Annotated in this window: 15 protein-coding genes; 11 read left to right on the forward strand and 4 right to left on the reverse strand. The window is 62.4% G+C overall.

The window, feature by feature from the left end; genetic code table 11:
- Window positions 1-71: 71 nt before the first annotated feature.
- From tcyJ to BM403_RS30270, 11 genes are all read left to right on the forward strand, one after another.
- Window positions 72-866: a cystine ABC transporter substrate-binding protein gene (gene tcyJ, locus BM403_RS30220; RefSeq protein WP_012721671.1), complete on the forward strand. Its 795-nt coding sequence runs from the start codon at window positions 72-74 to the stop codon at window positions 864-866.
- Window positions 866-1,531, forward strand: a complete 666-nt coding sequence (tcyL, locus tag BM403_RS30225; RefSeq protein WP_012721670.1) for a cystine ABC transporter permease — start codon at window positions 866-868, stop codon at window positions 1,529-1,531. The genes tcyJ and tcyL overlap by 1 nt, the downstream gene beginning before the upstream one ends.
- Window positions 1,532-1,534: 3 nt before the next feature.
- The gene (tcyN, locus tag BM403_RS30230) at window positions 1,535-2,281 is read left to right on the forward strand and encodes an L-cystine ABC transporter ATP-binding protein TcyN (protein ID WP_012721669.1); all 747 of its coding nucleotides are present in this window, start codon (window positions 1,535-1,537) and stop codon (window positions 2,279-2,281) included.
- A gap of 374 nt (window positions 2,282-2,655) precedes the next feature.
- Complete coding sequence (locus tag BM403_RS30235) at window positions 2,656-3,420, forward strand: hypothetical protein (protein ID WP_043204634.1); 765 nt, start codon at window positions 2,656-2,658, stop codon at window positions 3,418-3,420.
- Between the two features lie 187 nt (window positions 3,421-3,607).
- On the forward strand, window positions 3,608-4,849 hold the full coding sequence (locus BM403_RS30240; protein WP_046034584.1) for an SfnB family sulfur acquisition oxidoreductase: 1,242 nt from the start codon (window positions 3,608-3,610) through the stop codon (window positions 4,847-4,849).
- A gap of 24 nt (window positions 4,850-4,873) precedes the next feature.
- On the forward strand, window positions 4,874-6,067 hold the full coding sequence (locus BM403_RS30245; protein WP_093546787.1) for an SfnB family sulfur acquisition oxidoreductase: 1,194 nt from the start codon (window positions 4,874-4,876) through the stop codon (window positions 6,065-6,067).
- Window positions 6,067-7,419, forward strand: a complete 1,353-nt coding sequence (locus BM403_RS30250; RefSeq protein WP_093546790.1) for an LLM class flavin-dependent oxidoreductase — start codon at window positions 6,067-6,069, stop codon at window positions 7,417-7,419. Before BM403_RS30245 ends, BM403_RS30250 begins: the two co-directional genes overlap by 1 nt.
- Window positions 7,420-7,501: 82 nt before the next feature.
- The gene (locus BM403_RS30255; RefSeq protein WP_012721664.1) at window positions 7,502-8,317 is read left to right on the forward strand and encodes a MetQ/NlpA family ABC transporter substrate-binding protein; all 816 of its coding nucleotides are present in this window, start codon (window positions 7,502-7,504) and stop codon (window positions 8,315-8,317) included.
- Complete coding sequence (locus BM403_RS30260) at window positions 8,314-9,429, forward strand: methionine ABC transporter ATP-binding protein (RefSeq protein ID WP_093546793.1); 1,116 nt, start codon at window positions 8,314-8,316, stop codon at window positions 9,427-9,429. Before BM403_RS30255 ends, BM403_RS30260 begins: the two co-directional genes overlap by 4 nt.
- Window positions 9,419-10,063, forward strand: a complete 645-nt coding sequence (locus BM403_RS30265) for a methionine ABC transporter permease (protein WP_016974994.1) — start codon at window positions 9,419-9,421, stop codon at window positions 10,061-10,063. The genes BM403_RS30260 and BM403_RS30265 overlap by 11 nt, the downstream gene beginning before the upstream one ends.
- A 40-nt stretch (window positions 10,064-10,103) precedes the next feature.
- Entirely contained in the window at window positions 10,104-10,730 is a 627-nt protein-coding gene (locus BM403_RS30270) for a class I SAM-dependent methyltransferase (RefSeq protein ID WP_012721661.1), read from the forward strand.
- A gap of 89 nt (window positions 10,731-10,819) precedes the next feature.
- On the opposite strand, the gene BM403_RS30275 is transcribed toward BM403_RS30270, so the two are convergent.
- From BM403_RS30275 to BM403_RS30290, 4 genes are all read right to left on the reverse strand, one after another.
- Window positions 10,820-12,997 carry a glycoside hydrolase gene (locus BM403_RS30275; protein WP_046034578.1) on the reverse strand — a complete coding sequence of 726 codons (2,178 nt, stop codon included), beginning with the start codon at window positions 12,995-12,997 and terminating at the stop codon, window positions 10,820-10,822.
- 244 nt (window positions 12,998-13,241) lie between these two features.
- Window positions 13,242-16,307, reverse strand: coding sequence for an efflux RND transporter permease subunit (locus BM403_RS30280; RefSeq protein ID WP_012721659.1), 3,066 nt, complete (start codon window positions 16,305-16,307; stop codon window positions 13,242-13,244).
- Window positions 16,304-17,374, reverse strand: a complete 1,071-nt coding sequence (locus BM403_RS30285) for an efflux RND transporter periplasmic adaptor subunit (RefSeq protein ID WP_064054164.1) — start codon at window positions 17,372-17,374, stop codon at window positions 16,304-16,306. Before BM403_RS30285 ends, BM403_RS30280 begins: the two co-directional genes overlap by 4 nt.
- Window positions 17,371-18,453: an efflux RND transporter periplasmic adaptor subunit gene (locus BM403_RS30290; protein ID WP_012721657.1), complete on the reverse strand. Its 1,083-nt coding sequence runs from the start codon at window positions 18,451-18,453 to the stop codon at window positions 17,371-17,373. Before BM403_RS30290 ends, BM403_RS30285 begins: the two co-directional genes overlap by 4 nt.
- Between the last annotated feature and the right edge of the window lie 118 nt (window positions 18,454-18,571).

An 18,571-nucleotide genomic window follows, 5' to 3' on the forward strand; every position in this document is an offset into this window, starting at 1 on the left:
ACGCGCTTTAAGGCAGGATACGACTACTGCGTCACCTGCTTCGCTCAACATAAAAAACACAGGGGCTCTTCATGACTATTTCTGTATTCCGTCGCACGTTGTTGGTTGGCACTTTGGGCCTGGCTCTCGGGGCGGGCCTGCTGGGGCAGGCGGTTGCCGGTGAACAACTGGGCAACATCAAGAAAGCCGGCGAGATCAAGATCGGCCTGGAAGGCACCTATCCACCGTTCAGCTTTGTCGATGAAAGCGGCAAGCTCAGCGGGTTCGAGGTTGAGCTTTCCGAAGCCTTGGCCAAAGAGCTGGGCGTCAAGGTCAAGCTGCAAGCCACCCCGTGGGACGGCATCCTCGCAGCCCTTGAGTCCAAGCGCCTGGACGCCGTGGTCAACCAAGTGACCATCTCCGAAGAGCGCAAGAAGAAATACGACTTCTCCAAGCCTTACACTGTCTCGGGTATCCAGGCGCTGGTCCTGAAGAAAAACGTCGACACCATCAAGACCGCCGACGACCTGGCCGGCAAGAAAGTTGGCGTGGGCCTGGGCACCAACTACGAACAATGGCTCAAGGACAACCAACCCAAAGCCATCATCAAGACCTATAACGACGACCCGACCAAGTTCCAGGACCTGCGCATCGGCCGCATCGACGCCATCCTGATCGACCGCCTCGCGGCTTTGGAATACGCCAAGAAAGCCCCGGACACCGCTGCCGCCGGCGATGCCTTCTCCCGTCAGGAAGCCGGTATTGCCCTGCGCAAAGGCGAGCCTGAGCTGCTGGCCGCTGTGAACCAGGCTCTGGACAAGCTGCGCGCCGACGGCACCTTGAAAAAGCTGTCCGAGAAATACTTCAACGCTGACGTCACTCAATAATGGAAGCAGGTTTCCAACTCGCGCTGGACTCCGCGCCCTTTCTGCTCAAGGGCGCGTATTACACGGTGATTCTTAGCCTGGGCGGGATGTTTTTCGGTTTGGTGCTGGGCTTCGGCCTGGCCTTGATGCGTTTGTCGCGCTTCAAGTTGGTCAGTTGGATCGCCCGTGTCTACGTGTCGTTCTTTCGCGGCACGCCCTTGCTGGTACAGCTGTTTTTGATCTACTACGGCTTGCCGCAAGTGGGCATCGAGCTGGATCCGATCCCGGCCGCCATGATCGGCTTTTCGCTGAACATGGCCGCCTACGCCTGTGAAATCCTGCGCGCCGCCATCGCCTCCATCGAGCGTGGCCAGTGGGAAGCTGCCGCCAGTATCGGCATGACCCGTGCGCAGACCCTGCGCCGGGCCATCCTGCCGCAGGCGATGCGCACGGCGTTGCCACCGCTGGGCAACAGTTTTATTTCGCTGGTCAAGGACACGGCGCTGGCCGCCACCATCCAGGTGCCCGAGCTGTTCCGCCAGGCGCAACTGGTGTCTGCGCGAACCTTCGAAATTTTCACCATGTACCTGTCCGCAGCCCTGATCTACTGGATCCTGGCGAGCATCCTGGCGCATTTGCAAAATCGTCTGGAAGACCGGGTCAACCGGCATGACCTGGAGTCCTGAAGCATGATCGTGGTTGAAAAACTGACCAAACAATTCAACGGTCAGGTGGTACTCAACGGCATCGACCTTGAGGTCAAGGAAGGCGAAGTCATCGCCATCATCGGCCCCAGCGGTTCCGGTAAGACCACCTTCCTGCGCTGCCTGAACTTCCTCGAGCAACCCACCAGCGGCCGCATCAAGGTGGGTGACATCGAGATCGACACCAGCAAGCCGATCAACCAGCAACAGAGCCTGGTGCGGCGCTTGCGCCAGCACGTGGGGTTTGTGTTCCAGAGCTTCAACCTGTTCCCCCACCGCACCGCGCTGGAAAACGTCATCGAAGGCCCCACCGTGGTCAAGAAGATGCCGCACGACGCCGCTGTCGCGTTGGGCCGCCAGTTGTTGGCCAGGGTCGGCCTGGCGGGCAAGGAAGACGCCTACCCACGGCGCCTGTCCGGCGGCCAGCAGCAGCGCGTGGCGATTGCCCGTGCGCTGGCCATGGAGCCGGAGGTGATCCTGTTCGACGAGCCCACCTCGGCCCTCGACCCGGAACTGGTGGGTGAAGTGCTGGCGACCATCCGCAGCCTCGCCGAAGAAAACCGCACCATGGTCATCGTCACCCACGAAATGAGCTTCGCCCGAGATGTGGCCAACCGGGTGATCTTCTTCGACAAGGGTGTGATCGTGGAGCAAGGGGAAGCCAAGGCGCTGTTTGCCAACCCCAAGGAAGAGCGCACCAAACAGTTCCTGAGTAAATTCCTCGCCCACTGATACACCCTTGAATGTGGCGAGGCCGCTTGCTCCCGCTGGAGTGCCAAAAAGCTGGGCGCCGCTGCGCAACCCAGCGGGAGCAAGCGTCCTCGCCACAACAAGCGGCTCCTACAGGAATTCCGCGTACCCCCCCGGTAAAAGCCCTCTTCGCAGCCGCCATAAAAGCCCCCTCCCAGTCAGACCCTTCTGAATATCTCCAAACCCGCCGTTTAGCCTTTTGCCGCCATTGACGCTCCTTGGCCAACCCTCTTATCTAGCGCCCAGAGGATTGGATCCTATCCCGGCTACTCACTGAATCGTTCTTTTCGGCCCCCCGCGCACCCGCGCCAAAAGGTCCGGAACGATTGCTGCTGGCTGCATCAAGGAGATTACTTATGACGCACACCCTGCTCACCGCCCCGACGCTGCCCCAGGCCATCGGTCATGGCATCAACGCCCTGGCCGCCACCCACCTGCAAGTCGACATTGCGCCGTATCCCGGCATGGATGAAGGCGACCTGATCGAGCTGTTCTGGAACAACTGTTTTGCCGCTTCACGCCGGGTAACGGCCTGCAGGATCGGCGCGATCACCCACCTTCGGGTGCCGGAAAGTTTCGTGCTGGATGGCCCGGCCCGGGTGCATTACCAGGTCATGCAAGTCGGCCGTTGCCCTGCACGTTCGGCGGTGGCGCAAGTGCGCGTAAAGACCCTCTACCCAGGCGGCCAGCCCTCGCCCCTGTACCGCGACGAAAACCACAACCTCGCCCCCGTAGGCCTGCCCGACACCATCCGCCGCTATGGCGTCAACGCCAGGCAGGTGCGACGCGGCATTCCCCTGACCATCGAGCCCTACCTGAACATGACCCGCGGCGATGCCATCACGCTGCGCTGGGGCGATGCGCGCCTGGATCTGCCCCAGGTCCAGGCCAAGGACATCGGCCTGGCGTTACAGGTATGGGTGCCGTCAACGGTGATTATCGAAGCCGGCGACGACTGCCGACTGGAAGTGACCTACTGCATTCTGGATCGCGTCGGCAACAATTCACGCTGGGCGCCCGCCCGTACTGTGCGCATTGCCGCCGAGGCCCCCACCCGCACGGCCGGGGCTGAGCTGATCTACCAGCCGCGACCAATGGGGTCACCTTGCGAACCGGGGTGAGAGACCTTCTATGCTTATTCCCAAAAGTTAGTTTATTTAAATATTTAACACGCTTAGGGTATATACACCGGACCACCGGACATTCCTGATTTTTCTGTTTTTATTTCATTGAATGCGAGGTCGGTATGGTCAGAATTACCCCGGTGCATAACGCCAGGGCATTACGTGCAGCCAAGGAGCGGCGCTGATGTCTAACTTGGCTCTAACACCCCCCCAGAGTGATCTGGACGTAGCCCCCCTGCTGTTGCCGGCCACCGTGCTGCGTAACGACGCAGAGGCGCTGACGGCCGCTCATGAGCTGGCCCAGGCTGCGCGCCTGCAAGCCGCCAAGCGTGACCAGCAGCGCAAGCTGCCATGGGCGCAGATCGAGCAGTTCACCCGCAGTGGGCTGGGCAGTATTTCCATTCCGCGTGAATACGGCGGCCCGCAGGTGTCGTTCGTAACCCTGGCCGACGTGTTCGCGATCATCAGCGCGGCAGACCCAGCCCTCGGGCAGATCCCGCAGAACCATTTCGGCATCCTGCACCTGTTGCAGGGCGCCGCTACCGAACGCCAGAAAAAGCAGCTGTTCCAGAGTGTGCTCGACGGCTGGCGCATCGGCAACGGCGGCCCGGAGCGCGGCACCAAAAACACCCTGGAACTCAAGGCGCGCCTCACCACCGTAGGTGACGGTTACGTGATCAGCGGCCAGAAGTTCTACTCCACCGGCGCATTGTTTGCCCATTGGGTCGCGGTAAAAGCCCTGAACGATGACGGCAAGCAGGTCATGGCGTTTGTGCGCCGTGGCACCGAAGGGCTGCGCATCGTTGACGATTGGTCCGGCTTCGGCCAACGCACCACCGCCAGCGGCACGGTGCTGTTGGACCACGTGCCGGTGGACGCCGAACTGGTCGTTGAAAACTGGCGTATCGGCGAAACCCCGAATATCCAAGGTGCCGTCTCGCAACTGATCCAGGCCGCCATCGACGCCGGCATCGCCCGTGGTGCACTGGATGACACCGTGGCGTTCGTGCGTGAGCGCTCGCGCCCGTGGATCGACGCCAAGGTCGAACGCGCCAGCGATGACCTGTATGTGATCGCCGACATCGGCAAGCTGAAGATCGAACTGCACGCCGCCGAAGCACTGCTGCGCAAGGCCGGCCAGGTGCTGGACCAGGTCAGCGCCGCGCCGATCACCGCGCAATCCGCGGCTCGTGCATCCATCGCGGTGGCCGAGGCCAAGGTGCTGACCACCGAAGTGTCGCTGCTGGTCAGCGAAAAGCTCTTCGAACTGGCCGGCAGCCGCGCCACCCTTGCCGAATTCAACCTCGACCGCCACTGGCGCAACGCCCGCGTGCACACCCTGCACGACCCGGTGCGCTGGAAGTATCACGCCATCGGCGCCTATCGATTGAACGGTACCTTGCCGGCTCGCCATTCCTGGATCTGACCGACCAGACATCTGGAGAACATCATGACTTTCTCTCACCCCGTCGCGGTCATTACCAGCGACGAACAAGCCCTTATTGTCGCCAGCGACCTGGCCGAAGACTTCCGCCGCGACAGCGCCCAGCGCGACCGCGAGCGCCGCCTGCCCTTGCCCGAACTGGACGTGTTCTCGCGCTCCGGCCTGTGGGGCATCAGCGTGCCCAAGGAGTACGGCGGCGCGGGCGTGTCCAACGTCACCCTGGCCAAGGTCATCGCCTTGATCGCCCAGGCGGATGCGTCCCTGGGCCAGATCCCGCAAAATCATTTCTATGCCTTGGAAGTGCTGCGTGTGAACGGCAGCCCCGCACAACAACAGCGCTTGTACGCCGAAGTGTTGGCCGGTCAACGCTTCGGTAACGCCCTGGCGGAACTGGGCACCAAGACCGCCCATGACCGCGTCACTTCAATCACCCGCGACGGCGACGGTTTGCGCATCAGCGGCCGCAAGTTCTACTCCACCGGTGCGATCTACGCTCAACGCATTCCCACCTCGGTGGTGGATGAACAGGGCGTGCAGCAACTCGCCTTTGTGCCGCGCGACAGCGACGGCTTGACCGTAATCGACGACTGGAGCGGCTTCGGCCAGCGCACCACCGGCAGCGGTTCGGTGGTGTTCGACAACGTGTGGGTCGACGCCCAGGACGTGATTCCGTTCCAGAGCGCCTTCGAGCGCCCGACCACGGTCGGCCCCCTGGCGCAGATCCTCCACGCCGCCATCGACACCGGCATCGCCCGTGCGGCCTTTGAAGACGCGCTGCACTTCGTACGCACCAAGACCCGCCCATGGATCGACTCCGGCAGCGACAAAGCCACCGAAGACCCGCTGACCCTGAAAAGCTTCGGCCACCTGAGCATCCGCCTGCACGCCGCCGAAGCGCTGCTGGAGCGCTCGGGCGAATTCCTCGACCGTGCCCAGGCCGACAGCAATGCCGAGACGGTTGCGGCCGCCTCGATTGCCGTCGCTGAAGTGCGCGCCTTGAGCACCGAAATCTCCCTGGCCGCCGGCAGCACCTTGTTCGAACTCGCCGGCAGCCAGGCGACCCTGGCCGAGCACGGCCTCGACCGCCACTGGCGCAACGCCCGCGTGCACACCCTGCACGACCCGGTGCGCTGGAAGTACCACGCGGTGGGCAATTACTACCTCAACGATGAAAACCCGCCGCTGCGGGGGACCCTCTGATGAGCAAAAAGAAGATCCTGCTCAATGCCTTCAACATGAACTGCATCGGGCACATCAACCACGGCCTGTGGCCCCATCCACGGGACACGTCCACCCAGTACAAGACGATTGAATACTGGACCGACCTGGCGCAAACCCTGGAGCGCGGGCTGTTCGATGGCCTGTTCATCGCCGATATCGTCGGCGTCTACGACGTGTACCAGAACTCCATCGATGTGCCGCTCAAGGAGTCCATCCAGCTGCCGGTGAATGACCCGTTGCTGCTGGTCTCGGCGATGGCGGCTGTCACGAAGAACCTCGGCTTCGGCCTTACCGCCAACCTCACCTACGAGCCGCCGTATCTGTTCGCCCGACGCATGTCCACGCTCGACCACCTGAGCCGTGGCCGCGTGGGCTGGAACATCGTCACCGGCTACCTGGACAGCGCCGCCAAGGCCATGGGCCTTACCGAGCAGGTCGAACATGACCGCCGTTACGACCAGGCCGATGAATACCTGGAGGTGCTCTACAAACTCTGGGAAGGCAGCTGGGAAGACGGCGCGGTGCTCAATGATCCGCAGGCGCGGGTGTATGCGCAGCCGGGCAAGGTGCACAAGGTCGAGCACCACGGCGAGTTTTATCAAGTGGAGGGTTATCACCTGTGCGAGCCGTCGCCACAACGCACGCCGGTGCTGTTCCAGGCCGGCAGCTCGGATCGCGGCTTGCTGTTCGCCGGGCGGCATGCCGAATGTGTATTCATCAGCGGGCAGAACAAGGCGGCGACCAAGGTCCAAGTCGATAAGGTGCGCGCCAGTGCGGTCGAGGCCGGGCGTAATCCAGATGACATCAAGGTGTTCATGGGCCTCAACGTGATCGTGGGCGCCACCGAGGAGCTGGCCTGGGCCAAGCACGCTGAATATTTGAGCTACGCCAGCCCGGAAGCCGGCGTGGCACATTTCTCGGCGTCCACCGCCATCGATTTTGCCCAATACGCACTGGACGAACCGATCCAGTACGTGAAGAGCAACGCGATCCAGTCGGCCACCAAGAACCTGCAGAACAACGACTGGACCCGGCGCAAGTTGCTGGAGCAACACGCCCTGGGCGGCCGCTACATCACCCTGGTCGGTTCACCCGAGCAGGTTGCCGACGAGTTGGAATCCTGGATCAGCGAAACCGGCCTGGATGGCTTCAACCTCACGCGCATCGTCACGCCGGAAAGCTACGTGGACTTTATCGACCTGGTGGTGCCGGAGTTGCAACGCCGTGGGTCGTACAAGACCGCTTATGAGACCGGCACCCTTCGGGAAAAAGTCTTCCACGGCACAGCTCGCCTGCCCGAACAACACACCGGATCCACCTACCGCCACTGATCAAAAATGTGGGAGGGAGCTTGCCCACTCCCACATTGGATCTCCATTGCTTTCACCAACACCTTATGACTGGAAATCGACCATGAAAAAAACGCTGCTCTCCCACCCAGTCAAAGCACTGGCCTTGGCTTTCGGACTGTTCAGCTCGGCGGTGTTCGCCGCCGATGCACCGTTGAAAATCGGCACCACCGCTGCCTTCGCCATTCCATTGGAAGCCGCCGTGGCCGAAGCCGGTAAACAAGGCCTGAAGGTCGAGCTGGTGGAGTTCACCGACTGGATCGCGCCCAACGTCAGCCTGGCCGCCGGCGATATCGACGTGAACTACTTCCAGCACATCCCGTTCCTGGAAAACGCCAAGGCCGCCGCCGGTTTTGACCTGGTGCCGTACGCGCCGGGCATCATCAACAACGTCGGCCTGTATTCGAAGAAGTACAAGCGCATCAGCGACCTGCCCGAGGGCGCCAGCGTGGCGATTGCCAACGACCCGATCAACAGCGGGCGTGGCCTGCAATTGCTGGCCAAGGCGGGCTTGATCACGCTCAAACCGGGCGTAGGCTACAAGGCCACCGAAGAAGACATCGTCACCAACCCGAAGAAGATCAAGATCCTGCAAGTCGAGGCCGTGCAATTGGTGCGCGCCTATGACGATGCCGACCTGGTGCAGGGTTACCCGGCGTATATCCGCCTGTCCAAGACCTTCGATGCCGAGTCGGCGCTGTTGTTCGACGGCCTCGACCATCCGGAGTACGTGATCCAGTTCGTGATCCAGCCCAAGAGCAAGACCGACCCGCGGGTGATCAAGTTCGTCGACATCTACCAGCATTCGCCCGTGGTGCGTGCTGCGTTGGACAAGTCCCTCGGTAAGCTCTATCAGGTCGGCTGGGAAGATAAAAAATGACCGCCGCCCATTCTCAACTGCGCGACCTGGGCTTGCCGCCCAGGGACGCCGAGCAGACCGAACTGCATCCGGACCTGAACCGCGCCCACGTGCGTTTTATCAACCTGGGCAAGACCTACGACGGCACCGTGCATGCTTTGCAAGGCATCGATCTGGCGATCCAGCGCGGTGAAGTGTTCGGCATCATTGGCCGCAGCGGTGCCGGCAAGTCGTCGCTGATTCGCACCATCAACCGCCTCGAACAACCTAGCAGCGGACGGGTGCTGATCGACCAGGTGGACATCGGTGACTTCGACGAAGACCGCCTGGTGGCGCTGCGTCGGCGCATCGGCATGATCTTCCAGCACTTCAACCTGATGTCGGCCAAGACGGTGTGGCAGAACGTCGAGCTACCGCTGAAAGTGGCGGGCGTACCGAAGCCGCAGCGTGAGAAAAAGGTGCGCGAGCTGCTGGAGCTGGTGGGTCTGCAGGACAAGCACACGTCCTACCCGGCGCAGCTGTCCGGCGGGCAGAAACAGCGCGTGGGCATCGCCCGCTCGCTGGTGCACGACCCGCAGATCCTGCTGTGCGACGAGGCCACGTCGGCGCTCGACCCGGAGACCACCCAGTCGATCCTCGGCCTGCTGCGCGAGATCAACCAGCGCCTGGGCCTGACCATCGTGTTGATCACCCACGAGATGGCGGTGATCCGCGAGATCTGCGACCGCGTGGTGGTGCTCGAACACGGGCGCATCGTCGAGCAAGGCCCGGTGTGGGAAGTGTTCGGCAACCCGCAACATGAGGTCAGCAAAACCCTGCTGGCACCGCTGCAACATGGGCTGCCGGACGAGTTGCAAAGCCGTTTACAGGCCAAACCAGCGAGCGCCGATGCCTCGGTGGTGCTACGCCTGCGATTCACCGGCAGTGATACCGACGAGCCGGACCTGGCCGCGCTGTTCAGCGCCCTCGGCGGGCGCGTGCGCTTGCTGCAAGGTGGCGTGGAACGCATCCAGGGGCATGCCCTGGGGCAACTGCTGCTGGCGGTGAAGGGCTCGCCCCACAGCGCAGAAGAACTGCGTAACCGCGCCGGCAATTGGGCACAACAGGTGGAGGTGCTGGGCTATGTGGTTTGATCGTTTAGTGCAGGGCGCCATCGACACGTTGTTGATGGTTGGCGTGTCGTCATTGATTGCGCTGCTGGTGGGGATTCCACTGGCGGTGTTCCTGGTGACCAGCGACAAGGGCGGCATCTACCAGGCACCGGCGTTGAACCGCGTGCTGGGGGCGTTCGTCAATCTGTTCCGCTCGATTCCGTTCCTGATCCTGATGGTAGCGTTGATCCCGTTCACGCGGCTGATCGTCGGCACCACCTACGGCGTATGGGCCGCCGTGGTGCCGCTGACCATCGCCGCCACGCCGTTTTTTGCGCGCATTGCCGAGGTGAGCCTGCGCGAAGTCGATCACGGCCTGATCGAAGCCGCGCAAGCCATGGGCTGCCGCCGCTGGCACATCATCTGGCACGTGCTGCTGCCGGAAGCGCTGCCGGGGATTGTCGGCGGGTTCACCATCACCCTGGTGACCATGATCAACTCGTCAGCCATGGCCGGCGCGATTGGCGCGGGCGGCCTGGGCGATATCGCCTACCGCTACGGCTACCAGCGTTTTGATACGCAGATCATGCTCACCGTGATTGTGCTGCTGGTGATCCTCGTGGCGGTGATTCAGTTGGGCGGTGATCGGTTGGCTCGGGTGCTCAACAAGAGGTGAGGTATAGTCGGGCCATCGAAGACGCCCGGTATTACCCGTCATGACTCTTAAGCCCGACGACCTCAACACCATCACCGCCACCACCCTCGGCCACTACAACACAGTGGCCGAAGACTTCCGCGAAGGCACCCGCGACCACGACGTGAGCCAGAACATCGACGCGCTGCTGCGGCATATCCAGGGCACGGCGCCCTTTACCGTGCTGGATTTCGGCTGCGGGCCGGGGCGCGATTTGCAGACGTTCACGCGCATGGGGCATATCGCCGTAGGACTGGACGGCTCCGAGCGGTTTGCGCAGATGGCGCGGGAAGACAGTGGTTGTGAGGTGATGCAGCAGGACTTCCTGAAGCTGGACCTGCCCGCCGAACGCTTCGACGGGATTTTCGCCAATGCCGTGCTATTTCATATTCCCAAGCAGGAACTGCCGCGTGTGCTCAAGCAGTTGCAAGGGGCGTTGAAGCCGGGTGGCGTGCTGTTCAGTTCCAACCCTCGGGGTGAAAACCAGGAAGGCTGGAATGGACCGCGGTACGGGTCGTATCACGACCTGGCGGCGTGGCAAGCGTTGCTGACGCAGGCAGGGTTTGTGGAGCTGGAGCATTACTATCGACCAGCGGGATTGCCGAGGGAGCAGCAACCGTGGTTGGCCAGTGTGTGGCGCAAGCTGTAGATTTTCGTTGCCTCGTCTGACGCCATCGGGGGCAAGCCCCCTCCCACAGTTTGATTGGTGAATACAGTCAGACGCCTGCTGAGGCAACCTTACTCCACCTGATACGCCAGCGTTTTTTCACCCACCCCATGTGCAGTCACGCTGCGCCCGGCATAGCCCTCTCTTTCCTCGCCAGAAAAATTAGCCACCAACCGCGTCCCATCGGCAAAGGTGGTTTCCTGCACCTGCCTATCCGCCGTCAACCAACGAAAACCCGTCATCGCCTGGGTCGCCAACCGCTGGTGCAACGGCCGGAAAAACCGGTCCTGGCGCTGTATCACCGGCAGCCGCCGCTTAACCGTCGAAGCACTCAAGTGATACAGCGGCGGCACGTTATAGAGCAGCTGAGTCAGCTCGTTTTCAGCCCGCACATTGCTCAGCTTCAAGCTGTCGAACAGCCAGTGATGGTTAGTGATCACCGAGCCGTGGAACACCGCCTGGTACAGCGGCAGGCGCATGGTCGGCTCGAAATACACCGTACGAAACGGCTCTTTTAACGGCACGGGCTTGAAGAACACGGCCGGCTGCTCCGGCGGATACCAGTTACCCACGTAATAGGCCGATTGCTTGTCTTGGGTCATCTCCCGATCCCCCCAGCCAATCACCGGCGTCTGCATGCCATGGGCGAACAGGATGCCTTGGGCGGTAATGGCGTTGCCGTCTTCGGAGCCGGCGGGCAACTTGAGTACGGTATTGAGCCAGTGCGAAGCGTCGATGTTGCCTTCGGCGTTCTGCGCCTGGGTCATTGTGGCCCCGTCACGGTAGCTGTCGAAGACCATGCTGGTGGCGTAAGCATCGAGAAACCAGGCGTTGAAACCGGCCGTTGCCTGGACAGCCTGTACACGTGCCTCCAGCAGAGGCCGCACGCAGCGCGGATCGGTGTAGTGGCCGGACTGCTGGAAACCGGTTTTCAGCTTGCCGTCCTTCAGCACAATCGCGCACTCGCGGTACGCCCTGCCGCCCAAGTGCGCGGTGGTCCAATCCGGATTTTCCGTGGCCGACAACGCGGTTTCATAGGAGTCATAGGGGGCCATCAGGAAGCCCGCGTCGACCCCGGCCCGGATCGCCTCGGGGTGCCAGAGACCGCCTTCCCAGCCTTCGCCCAAGGTCAGCAGCAAACGCGGCAGGCCTGAGCTGCGCAATGCCTGGATCACCTGGCCGCCCCAGTGTGCGGGCGTATCACTCAGCGCCCCGGCAAAGTCCACGGCCAGCTCGCTACGCAGCTCGCCATAGCGTGCGGCGAGCTGGGTCATGTCGGGCTCCTCTACCTGCCAACGCTGCCGAGCCTTTTTGTTGATCGCCGCATTCAGGCCCCGGAGCACTACCGTCTGTTCATAGCGATTCAAAGGGGAACCCTGCGCGAGGAACTTGGCGGATTCCTTATCCAATAAGCCTTGGAGCGCATGCCCGCGCAAGCGCTGGAGCAACATCGGCCAATCGCGCACATCCTCGGGGGCCAGCAAGTCATTGCCCCACAGGTAGACATGACTGGCGCCCAGCAACTTCTCGGCCTCGGGCGTCTGCCGCAGTTTGTCAGCCAGTGGCTCATACCGGCCCTGCTCCACCAGCCATTGCCGGTAGCGCTTGGCGCCAGCCAACGGATCGGCCTCACCCAGGTGCAACAGCAGGGTCATGGGGGTGCTGGGGTTGAGCGTGGTGAATTCATGGGCCACTGACAGGGCCTGGTTTTCTTGCCAGCGCAGGCGGTTGTTGTAGGGATTGGTCAGTAACCAGCTGAGGGTGAACCCGCCGTGATCGACACCCCACAGCGGCAGGCTGAGATCCTGGGTGGTGTTGAAGTCACCTTGCTTCAGCAGGAAAGCCTTCCACACGGCATTCCCGGTGGGCACGTAATGCCCCTCGGCCAACGGCCACATCAGCCCCCTGCCCAGGGCATTCGCCGGTTGCAAGAGGATCGGCAGCTCACCCGCTTCCCGCGCTGTGATGGATAGCGCCAGGTCACGCTGCTGGAGGCTGGCGCTCACCCGAAAAGCGCCGTCATCCCATTGCCAGCTCGCTTGCTGATCGCGGTGCTCAAGCTGGCTGACGGCACGTGCCGCGACGCCGCTGGAGGCCTGTATCGTCGGCTGGCCGTTAGGCGTAACGCGGATAGCAAGGGTGGCCGGGTCGAGTTCGACCCGCCACAAGGTGTTTTCCAGAATGGTGGCGAACGTCAGCGGCGAGAGGAAGAGACCGCAGAGCAACAGAACAGAACGCAGGTAGCGCATGGGATTGGACCCGAACGGAATGAAAGTCGGGAGGGTAGACCACTCAATGACTGGCGGGGGCAACGCGTATCACCTCCAGACGTTTCCCACGGAGCAAAAGGTCAATGAAGATCAAAATGTGGGAACGGCCTTGATGTGGCGAGGGAGCTTGCTCCCGTTGACTGCGTAGCAGTCTCCGGCTTTTTTGGGGCGCTTCGCACCCCAGCGCAAGCAAGCTTGCTCACCACAGCAAGCCTCCACATTTTTAAACGCGTTTTTCCTGAGGGTCCTGCTTGGGTTCGCGGATTTTGTACCAGGCCACATACAGCGCGGGCAGGAATAACAGCGTCAACAAGGTCGCAATGATAATCCCGCCGATCATCGCGTACGCCATCGGCCCCCAGAACACTTCGCGGGCGATAGGGATCATGCCCAGGCTTGCCGCAGCCGCCGTCAGCAGGATCGGCCGGCGCCGGTGCTCGGTGGCTTCCACCACCGCGTCCCACGGCGTATAGCCGGCCACTTCGTATTCATGAATCTGCGTCACCAGGATCACCGAGTTACGGATGATGATGCCGATCAGCGCCAAAATCCCGAGGATCGCCACGAAGCCCATGGGCGTACCGGTGGGTATCAACGCCAGCACCACGCCGATCAGCCCCAGCGGCGCGACACTCGCCACCAGGAACATCTTCTGCACGCTGTGCAGCTGGATCATCAGGAAGGTCGCCATCAGGAACAGCATCAGCGGCACCACGCTGGCAATCGGGCCCTGGGCCTTGCCGCTTTCTTCCACGGTGCCGCCGGTGGCAACCTTGTAGCCTACCGGCAGGCCGGCGCTGAATTTGTCGATCTCAGGCTTAAGTTGCTTGACCAGGTCCGTCGGCTGCATCTCGTCGCGCACCGAGGCCTTGATGGTAATGGTCGGCTTGCGGTCGCGACGCCACACCAGCGGCTGCTCCAGTTCATAGCGCACGGTGGCGAAGGCCAGCAGCGGGATCGAGGTGCCGTTGGGCGTGACGATCTGCAGGTTCTGCAAGGTTTCCGGCGTGCCGCGTTCGGCGTCTTCGGCGCGGCCGACGACGTTGATCAGGTAGATATCATCGTGTACCTGGGTCACCGAGGCACCGCTGACCACGCTGTTCATCAACTGCGCCACGTCTTCCGATGACAGCCCCAGTTGCCGCGCCTTGTCCTGGGCGATGTCGATGCGCAGCACTTTGCCGGGCTCGTTCCAGTCGTAGATGATCTCGCCCAGGTGGGTGTTCTGGTCCAGTAAGGTCGCCAGTTCGATGGCGTGTTTGCGCACCTGGTCGGTGTCTTTGCCCGACACGCGATACTGAATCGGCCTACCCACCGGCGGCCCCATTTCCAGCGGCTGCACGTAGCTACCAATCCCCACGAAGTCATCGCGCAGGCGCTTTTGCAGGCGCGCGATCAACTCACCACGCTCTTCCAGGCCCTTGCTCACGATCACCAACTGCGCGTAGTAGGGGTTTTCCAGTTGCTGGTCGAGGGGCAGGTAGAAACGGATCGCCCCCTGACCGATGTAGGTGCTCCAGCGCGCAATGTCCGGGTCGTCCTTGATGATTGCTTCAAGCCGGTCGACGGCCTTGCGCGTCTCGTTGATCGAGGCGTTTTGCGGCAGGTTCAGGTCGACGAGGATTTCCGGACGGTCCGACGACGGAAAAAACTGGTTCTGCACGAACTGCATGGAGAACACCGAGGCCACAAACAGCGCCACGGTGATGCCGATCGCCCACCAACGGTTACGCATGGCCCAGAGCATGCCGCCATTGAAGGCACGGCCAATACGCCCGGGCTCAGCGCTGTGGGGTTTGACGTTGGCGCTGAGGATATGCACCCCGATCACCGGCGCAAACAGCACCGCCACCACCCACGACACCAGCATGGCCACGGCAATCACTGCGAACAGGGTGAAGGTGTACTCGCCCGCCGAGCTGGCGTTGAGGCCGATCGGCACAAAGCCTGCCACGGTCACCAGCGTACCGGTGAGCATCGGGAACGCCGTGGACGTGTAGGCGTAGGTCGCCGCCTGCTCCTTGGTTTCGCCTTTTTCCAGACGCGTGATCATCATCTCGACGGTGATCATCGCGTCGTCCACCAACAGGCCGAGGGCGATAATCAACGCGCCCAACGACACGCGCTGCATGGTGATGCCGCTGTATTCCATGAACACAAACACCAGCGCCAGCACCAATGGAATCGAGCACGCCACCACCAGCCCGGCGCGCATGCCGAGACTGATAAAACTCACCACCAGCACGATGATCACCGCTTCAAACAGCGCGCTGGTAAAGCCGCCGACGGCCTCTTCCACCACCTCCGCCTGGTCGGACACTTTGTGCACACCGACGCCCACGGGCAGGTCGGCGGTCAATTCGTCCATGCGTTCATGCAGGGCCTTGCCGAACGACTGGATATTGCCGCCCTTCTGCATGGCAATCGCCAAGCCAATCGCCGGCTTGCCGTTGAAACGGAACATCGGCCGCGCCGGGTCCACATAGCCACGGCTGATCTCGGCAATGTCCGCCAGCCGATAGAAACGGTCATTGAGCCGCAGGTTGACGTTGGCCAGGTCTTTCTCCGAGGCGAACTGCCCCGACGTGCGCACCGAAATCCGTTCCGGCCCGGCCTCGATCACCCCGGCGGGGGTCACCGCATTCTGCGATTGCAGGCTCTGCACCACTTGGCGTTGATCAATGCCCAGGGCGGCCAGTTTGCGCGTGGAGAAATTCAGGTAAATCACTTCGTCCTGCTGGCCGATCATCTCGACCTTGCCCAGGCCCGGCACCGAACGGATCTCGGCGCGCACCTGCTCCACGTAGTCGCGCAGCTGGCGCATCGACAGGCCGTCGCCGGTAAAGGCGTACACCGAGCCAAACACATCACCGAACTCGTCGTTGAACGACGGCCCTTGCAGACCTTGGGGGAAGGTGCCGCGAATATCGTCGATCTTCTTGCGCACCTGGTACCAGACCTCAGGGATGGCCTTGGCGCTGGTGGTGTCCTTGAGGAACACGAAGACCGTGGACTCACCTGGCCGCGTGTAACTTTTCACGTAGTCGAGGGAGTCCAGCTCTTCGAGTTTTTTCTCGATGCGGTCGGTGACCTGCTTGAGGGTCTCCTCCTGGGTCGCGCCCGGCCAACGGGTCTGGATCACCATGGTCTTGATGGTGAACGAAGGGTCTTCCTCGCGGCCCAGGTTCATGTAGGAGAACACGCCCATCAGCAGCGCGACGAACATCAGGTACCAGACGAAGGACTGATGCTTGAGGGCCCAGTCGGATAAGTTGAAGCTCCCTTTCATCGCGGGCTGTCCTCGTCGATTTTGACTTTTTGCCCGGGTTTCAGGCTGTTCACGCCCGCGGTGACGATACGCTCGCCGGGTTTGACGCCACCACTGAGCACCGCGCTGTCGGCGTCACGGCTGATCACGGTGATGTCGCGCGGTTGCACGGTCTGGTTCTGGGTATCGAGCAGCCAGATACGAGTCTTGCCATCGACTTCCTGCAAGGCGCTCAGGGGCAGTTCGATGCGCGGGGCGATGGCGGTACTCAAGGTCACGCTGATCGCTGTGCCCAGGCGGAATGCAGGCGGTGTTTCGGCCAGGGTCAGGCGTGCTCGGCGGGTGCGTGTGGCGCTTTGGGCCTGGGGTTCGATCTCGCGCACGATGGCAGTGGTCTGCACGCTGGGGTCGAGTTGCCCGGCGACCAGGAACACCACGTCTGGCGGCAGACGCTCGGCGAGGCCGGCCGGCAGGTCGATCACCGCTTCCTTGATGTCCGGTCGGGCCAGGGTCACCACTTGCTGGCCGGCGCTGACCACCTGGCCGGCCTCGGCATTCCAGGCGGTGACGATGCCGGCGTGGTCGGTGCGCAGTTCGGCGTAGTTGAGTTGGTCCTTGGCTTGATTGACCGCAGCCTGGGCCTGGTCGAGGGAAGCCTGGGTGGTCTTCAGGTCGGTCTGGGCGATATCCAACTGAGCCTGGGCGCCGACGCCACGGTTGAACAGTTCCTGCTGACGGCGGGCGTTAGCCTGGGCGTTGATGTATTGCGCCTGCACGCGGGCCAGGTCGCCCTGGGCCGAACGCAATTGGTTCTGTTGGTCGGTGGGGTCGAGGACGGCGAGCAAGGCGCCCTTCTCCACCTCGGCGCCCACGTCCACGGCACGCCGGGCAATCCGGCCGGGCACGCGAAAGCCCAGGTTACTTTCGTAGCGGGCCTGGATGGTGCCGGCGAAGCGGCCAAGGTTTTCCTGGTCCTCAGACGTCACTTCCATGGATAACACCGGACGCACCGGCTCGGGCGGCGGTTCTTCTTTGGAGCAGGCCACCAGTAACAGGCTGGCAGCGAGTATGAGCGTCAGGCGCTTCATGGTTGGGCTCCTTGCTGGGCGATCTCGACCAGCATGCCGGGGTGCAGCAATTGCCCGCCGGCCACCACGACTTTTTCACCGCCCTTGAGGCCGTCGCCAATGATCACCTTGCCGGTGAGATAACGCGCCACGGTGACCTTGTGCAGTTGCGCCTTGCCGTCGCCATCAATCAGCCAAACGGCGGGCTCGCTGAGGTCTTTCGTCAGCGCGGCCCACGGCAATTCGATACTCGCCTTGGCCGGGCCATTGGCGGTCGCGCTCACCACCGAGCCCAATTCCATGCCTTTGGGTAATGCTTGCAGGGCGATTTTCACCTGCACAGTGCCGGTGTTGGCGGCCACGGCAGGCGTGACTTCGCGTACTTTGCCCTGGACCTTGATGCTTGGGTTATCCAGCAGGCTCACGGTGATCGGTGCATCCGGCGGTGGCTCCACCAGCAGGGATTCATACACGTTGAACACAGCATCGCGCTCGCCATCGCGCGCCAGGCTGAAAATCGGCACGGTGGCCTGCACCACTTGGCCGACTTCGGCCTGGCGCGCGGTAATCACGCCCGGCGCTTCGGCCACCAGCGAGGTATAGCCGAGTTGCTCCCGTGCGTTAGCCAATTGGGCCTGGGCGGCGGCCAGTGCGCTTTGGCTGCTGCGCAACGCGGCCTGGGCGGAATCGTATTCGCTGCGGCTGGTGTAGCCCTTGGGCAAGAGTTTTTCCTGGCGCACGAAGGCGGCGGCGGTCTGCTTGACCCGTGCCTGCTCGGCCACGACCTGGGCCTGGGCGGAATCGACGTTGGTCTGCAGGTCCTTGGGGTCGAGCTTGGCCAGCACCTGCTTGGCGCTCACACGGTCGCCCACATCCACCGTGCGCTGGATGATCTTGCCGCCCACGCGAAAGGACAGATCGGTTTGCACCCGGGCCTGGATATCCCCCGTCAAGGTGACGGCCGCGGCAAAATCCGCCGGCTGCACAGTCTGCACAAACACCCGTGAGTGCGCCTTGGGTTCAGCCTTTTCCTCGCCACAGCCGCTCAACAGCGCCAGTAGGCCAAGACCAACAATACAGGTGGAAATACGACCGCCCATGCAGGCTCCTTTTGCGTGATGCCGACTTGCCAGTGTTTATGCGACTGTGAGCTTAGTTCAGGGTTCCACCGATGCATGCTTTCTGCTTGTCGTGAGCGGGCTTGCCCCACTGCCATCC

It is taken from the genome of Pseudomonas sp. OV546, assembly GCF_900116845.1.
Lineage (GTDB): Bacteria > Pseudomonadota > Gammaproteobacteria > Pseudomonadales > Pseudomonadaceae > Aquipseudomonas > Aquipseudomonas petroselini.

Excerpts from the sequence above, each read along its gene's own strand:
- BM403_RS30280 (WP_012721659.1), bottom strand. The coding sequence starts at position 16,307 with ATGAAAGGGAGCTTCAACTTATCCGACTGGGCCCTCAAGCATCAGTCC.
- BM403_RS30240 (WP_046034584.1), top strand. The coding sequence starts at position 3,608 with ATGTCTAACTTGGCTCTAACACCCCCCCAGAGTGATCTGGACGTAGCC.
- BM403_RS30275 (WP_046034578.1), bottom strand. The coding sequence starts at position 12,997 with ATGCGCTACCTGCGTTCTGTTCTGTTGCTCTGCGGTCTCTTCCTCTCG.
- tcyJ (WP_012721671.1), top strand. The coding sequence starts at position 72 with ATGACTATTTCTGTATTCCGTCGCACGTTGTTGGTTGGCACTTTGGGC.
- BM403_RS30245 (WP_093546787.1), top strand. The coding sequence starts at position 4,874 with ATGACTTTCTCTCACCCCGTCGCGGTCATTACCAGCGACGAACAAGCC.
- BM403_RS30270 (WP_012721661.1), top strand. The coding sequence starts at position 10,104 with ATGACTCTTAAGCCCGACGACCTCAACACCATCACCGCCACCACCCTC.
- tcyL (WP_012721670.1), top strand. The coding sequence starts at position 866 with ATGGAAGCAGGTTTCCAACTCGCGCTGGACTCCGCGCCCTTTCTGCTC.
- BM403_RS30265 (WP_016974994.1), top strand. The coding sequence starts at position 9,419 with ATGTGGTTTGATCGTTTAGTGCAGGGCGCCATCGACACGTTGTTGATG.
- tcyN (WP_012721669.1), top strand. The coding sequence starts at position 1,535 with ATGATCGTGGTTGAAAAACTGACCAAACAATTCAACGGTCAGGTGGTA.
- BM403_RS30285 (WP_064054164.1), bottom strand. The coding sequence starts at position 17,374 with ATGAAGCGCCTGACGCTCATACTCGCTGCCAGCCTGTTACTGGTGGCC.
- BM403_RS30290 (WP_012721657.1), bottom strand. The coding sequence starts at position 18,453 with ATGGGCGGTCGTATTTCCACCTGTATTGTTGGTCTTGGCCTACTGGCG.
- BM403_RS30255 (WP_012721664.1), top strand. The coding sequence starts at position 7,502 with ATGAAAAAAACGCTGCTCTCCCACCCAGTCAAAGCACTGGCCTTGGCT.
- BM403_RS30250 (WP_093546790.1), top strand. The coding sequence starts at position 6,067 with ATGAGCAAAAAGAAGATCCTGCTCAATGCCTTCAACATGAACTGCATC.
- BM403_RS30235 (WP_043204634.1), top strand. The coding sequence starts at position 2,656 with ATGACGCACACCCTGCTCACCGCCCCGACGCTGCCCCAGGCCATCGGT.
- BM403_RS30260 (WP_093546793.1), top strand. The coding sequence starts at position 8,314 with ATGACCGCCGCCCATTCTCAACTGCGCGACCTGGGCTTGCCGCCCAGG.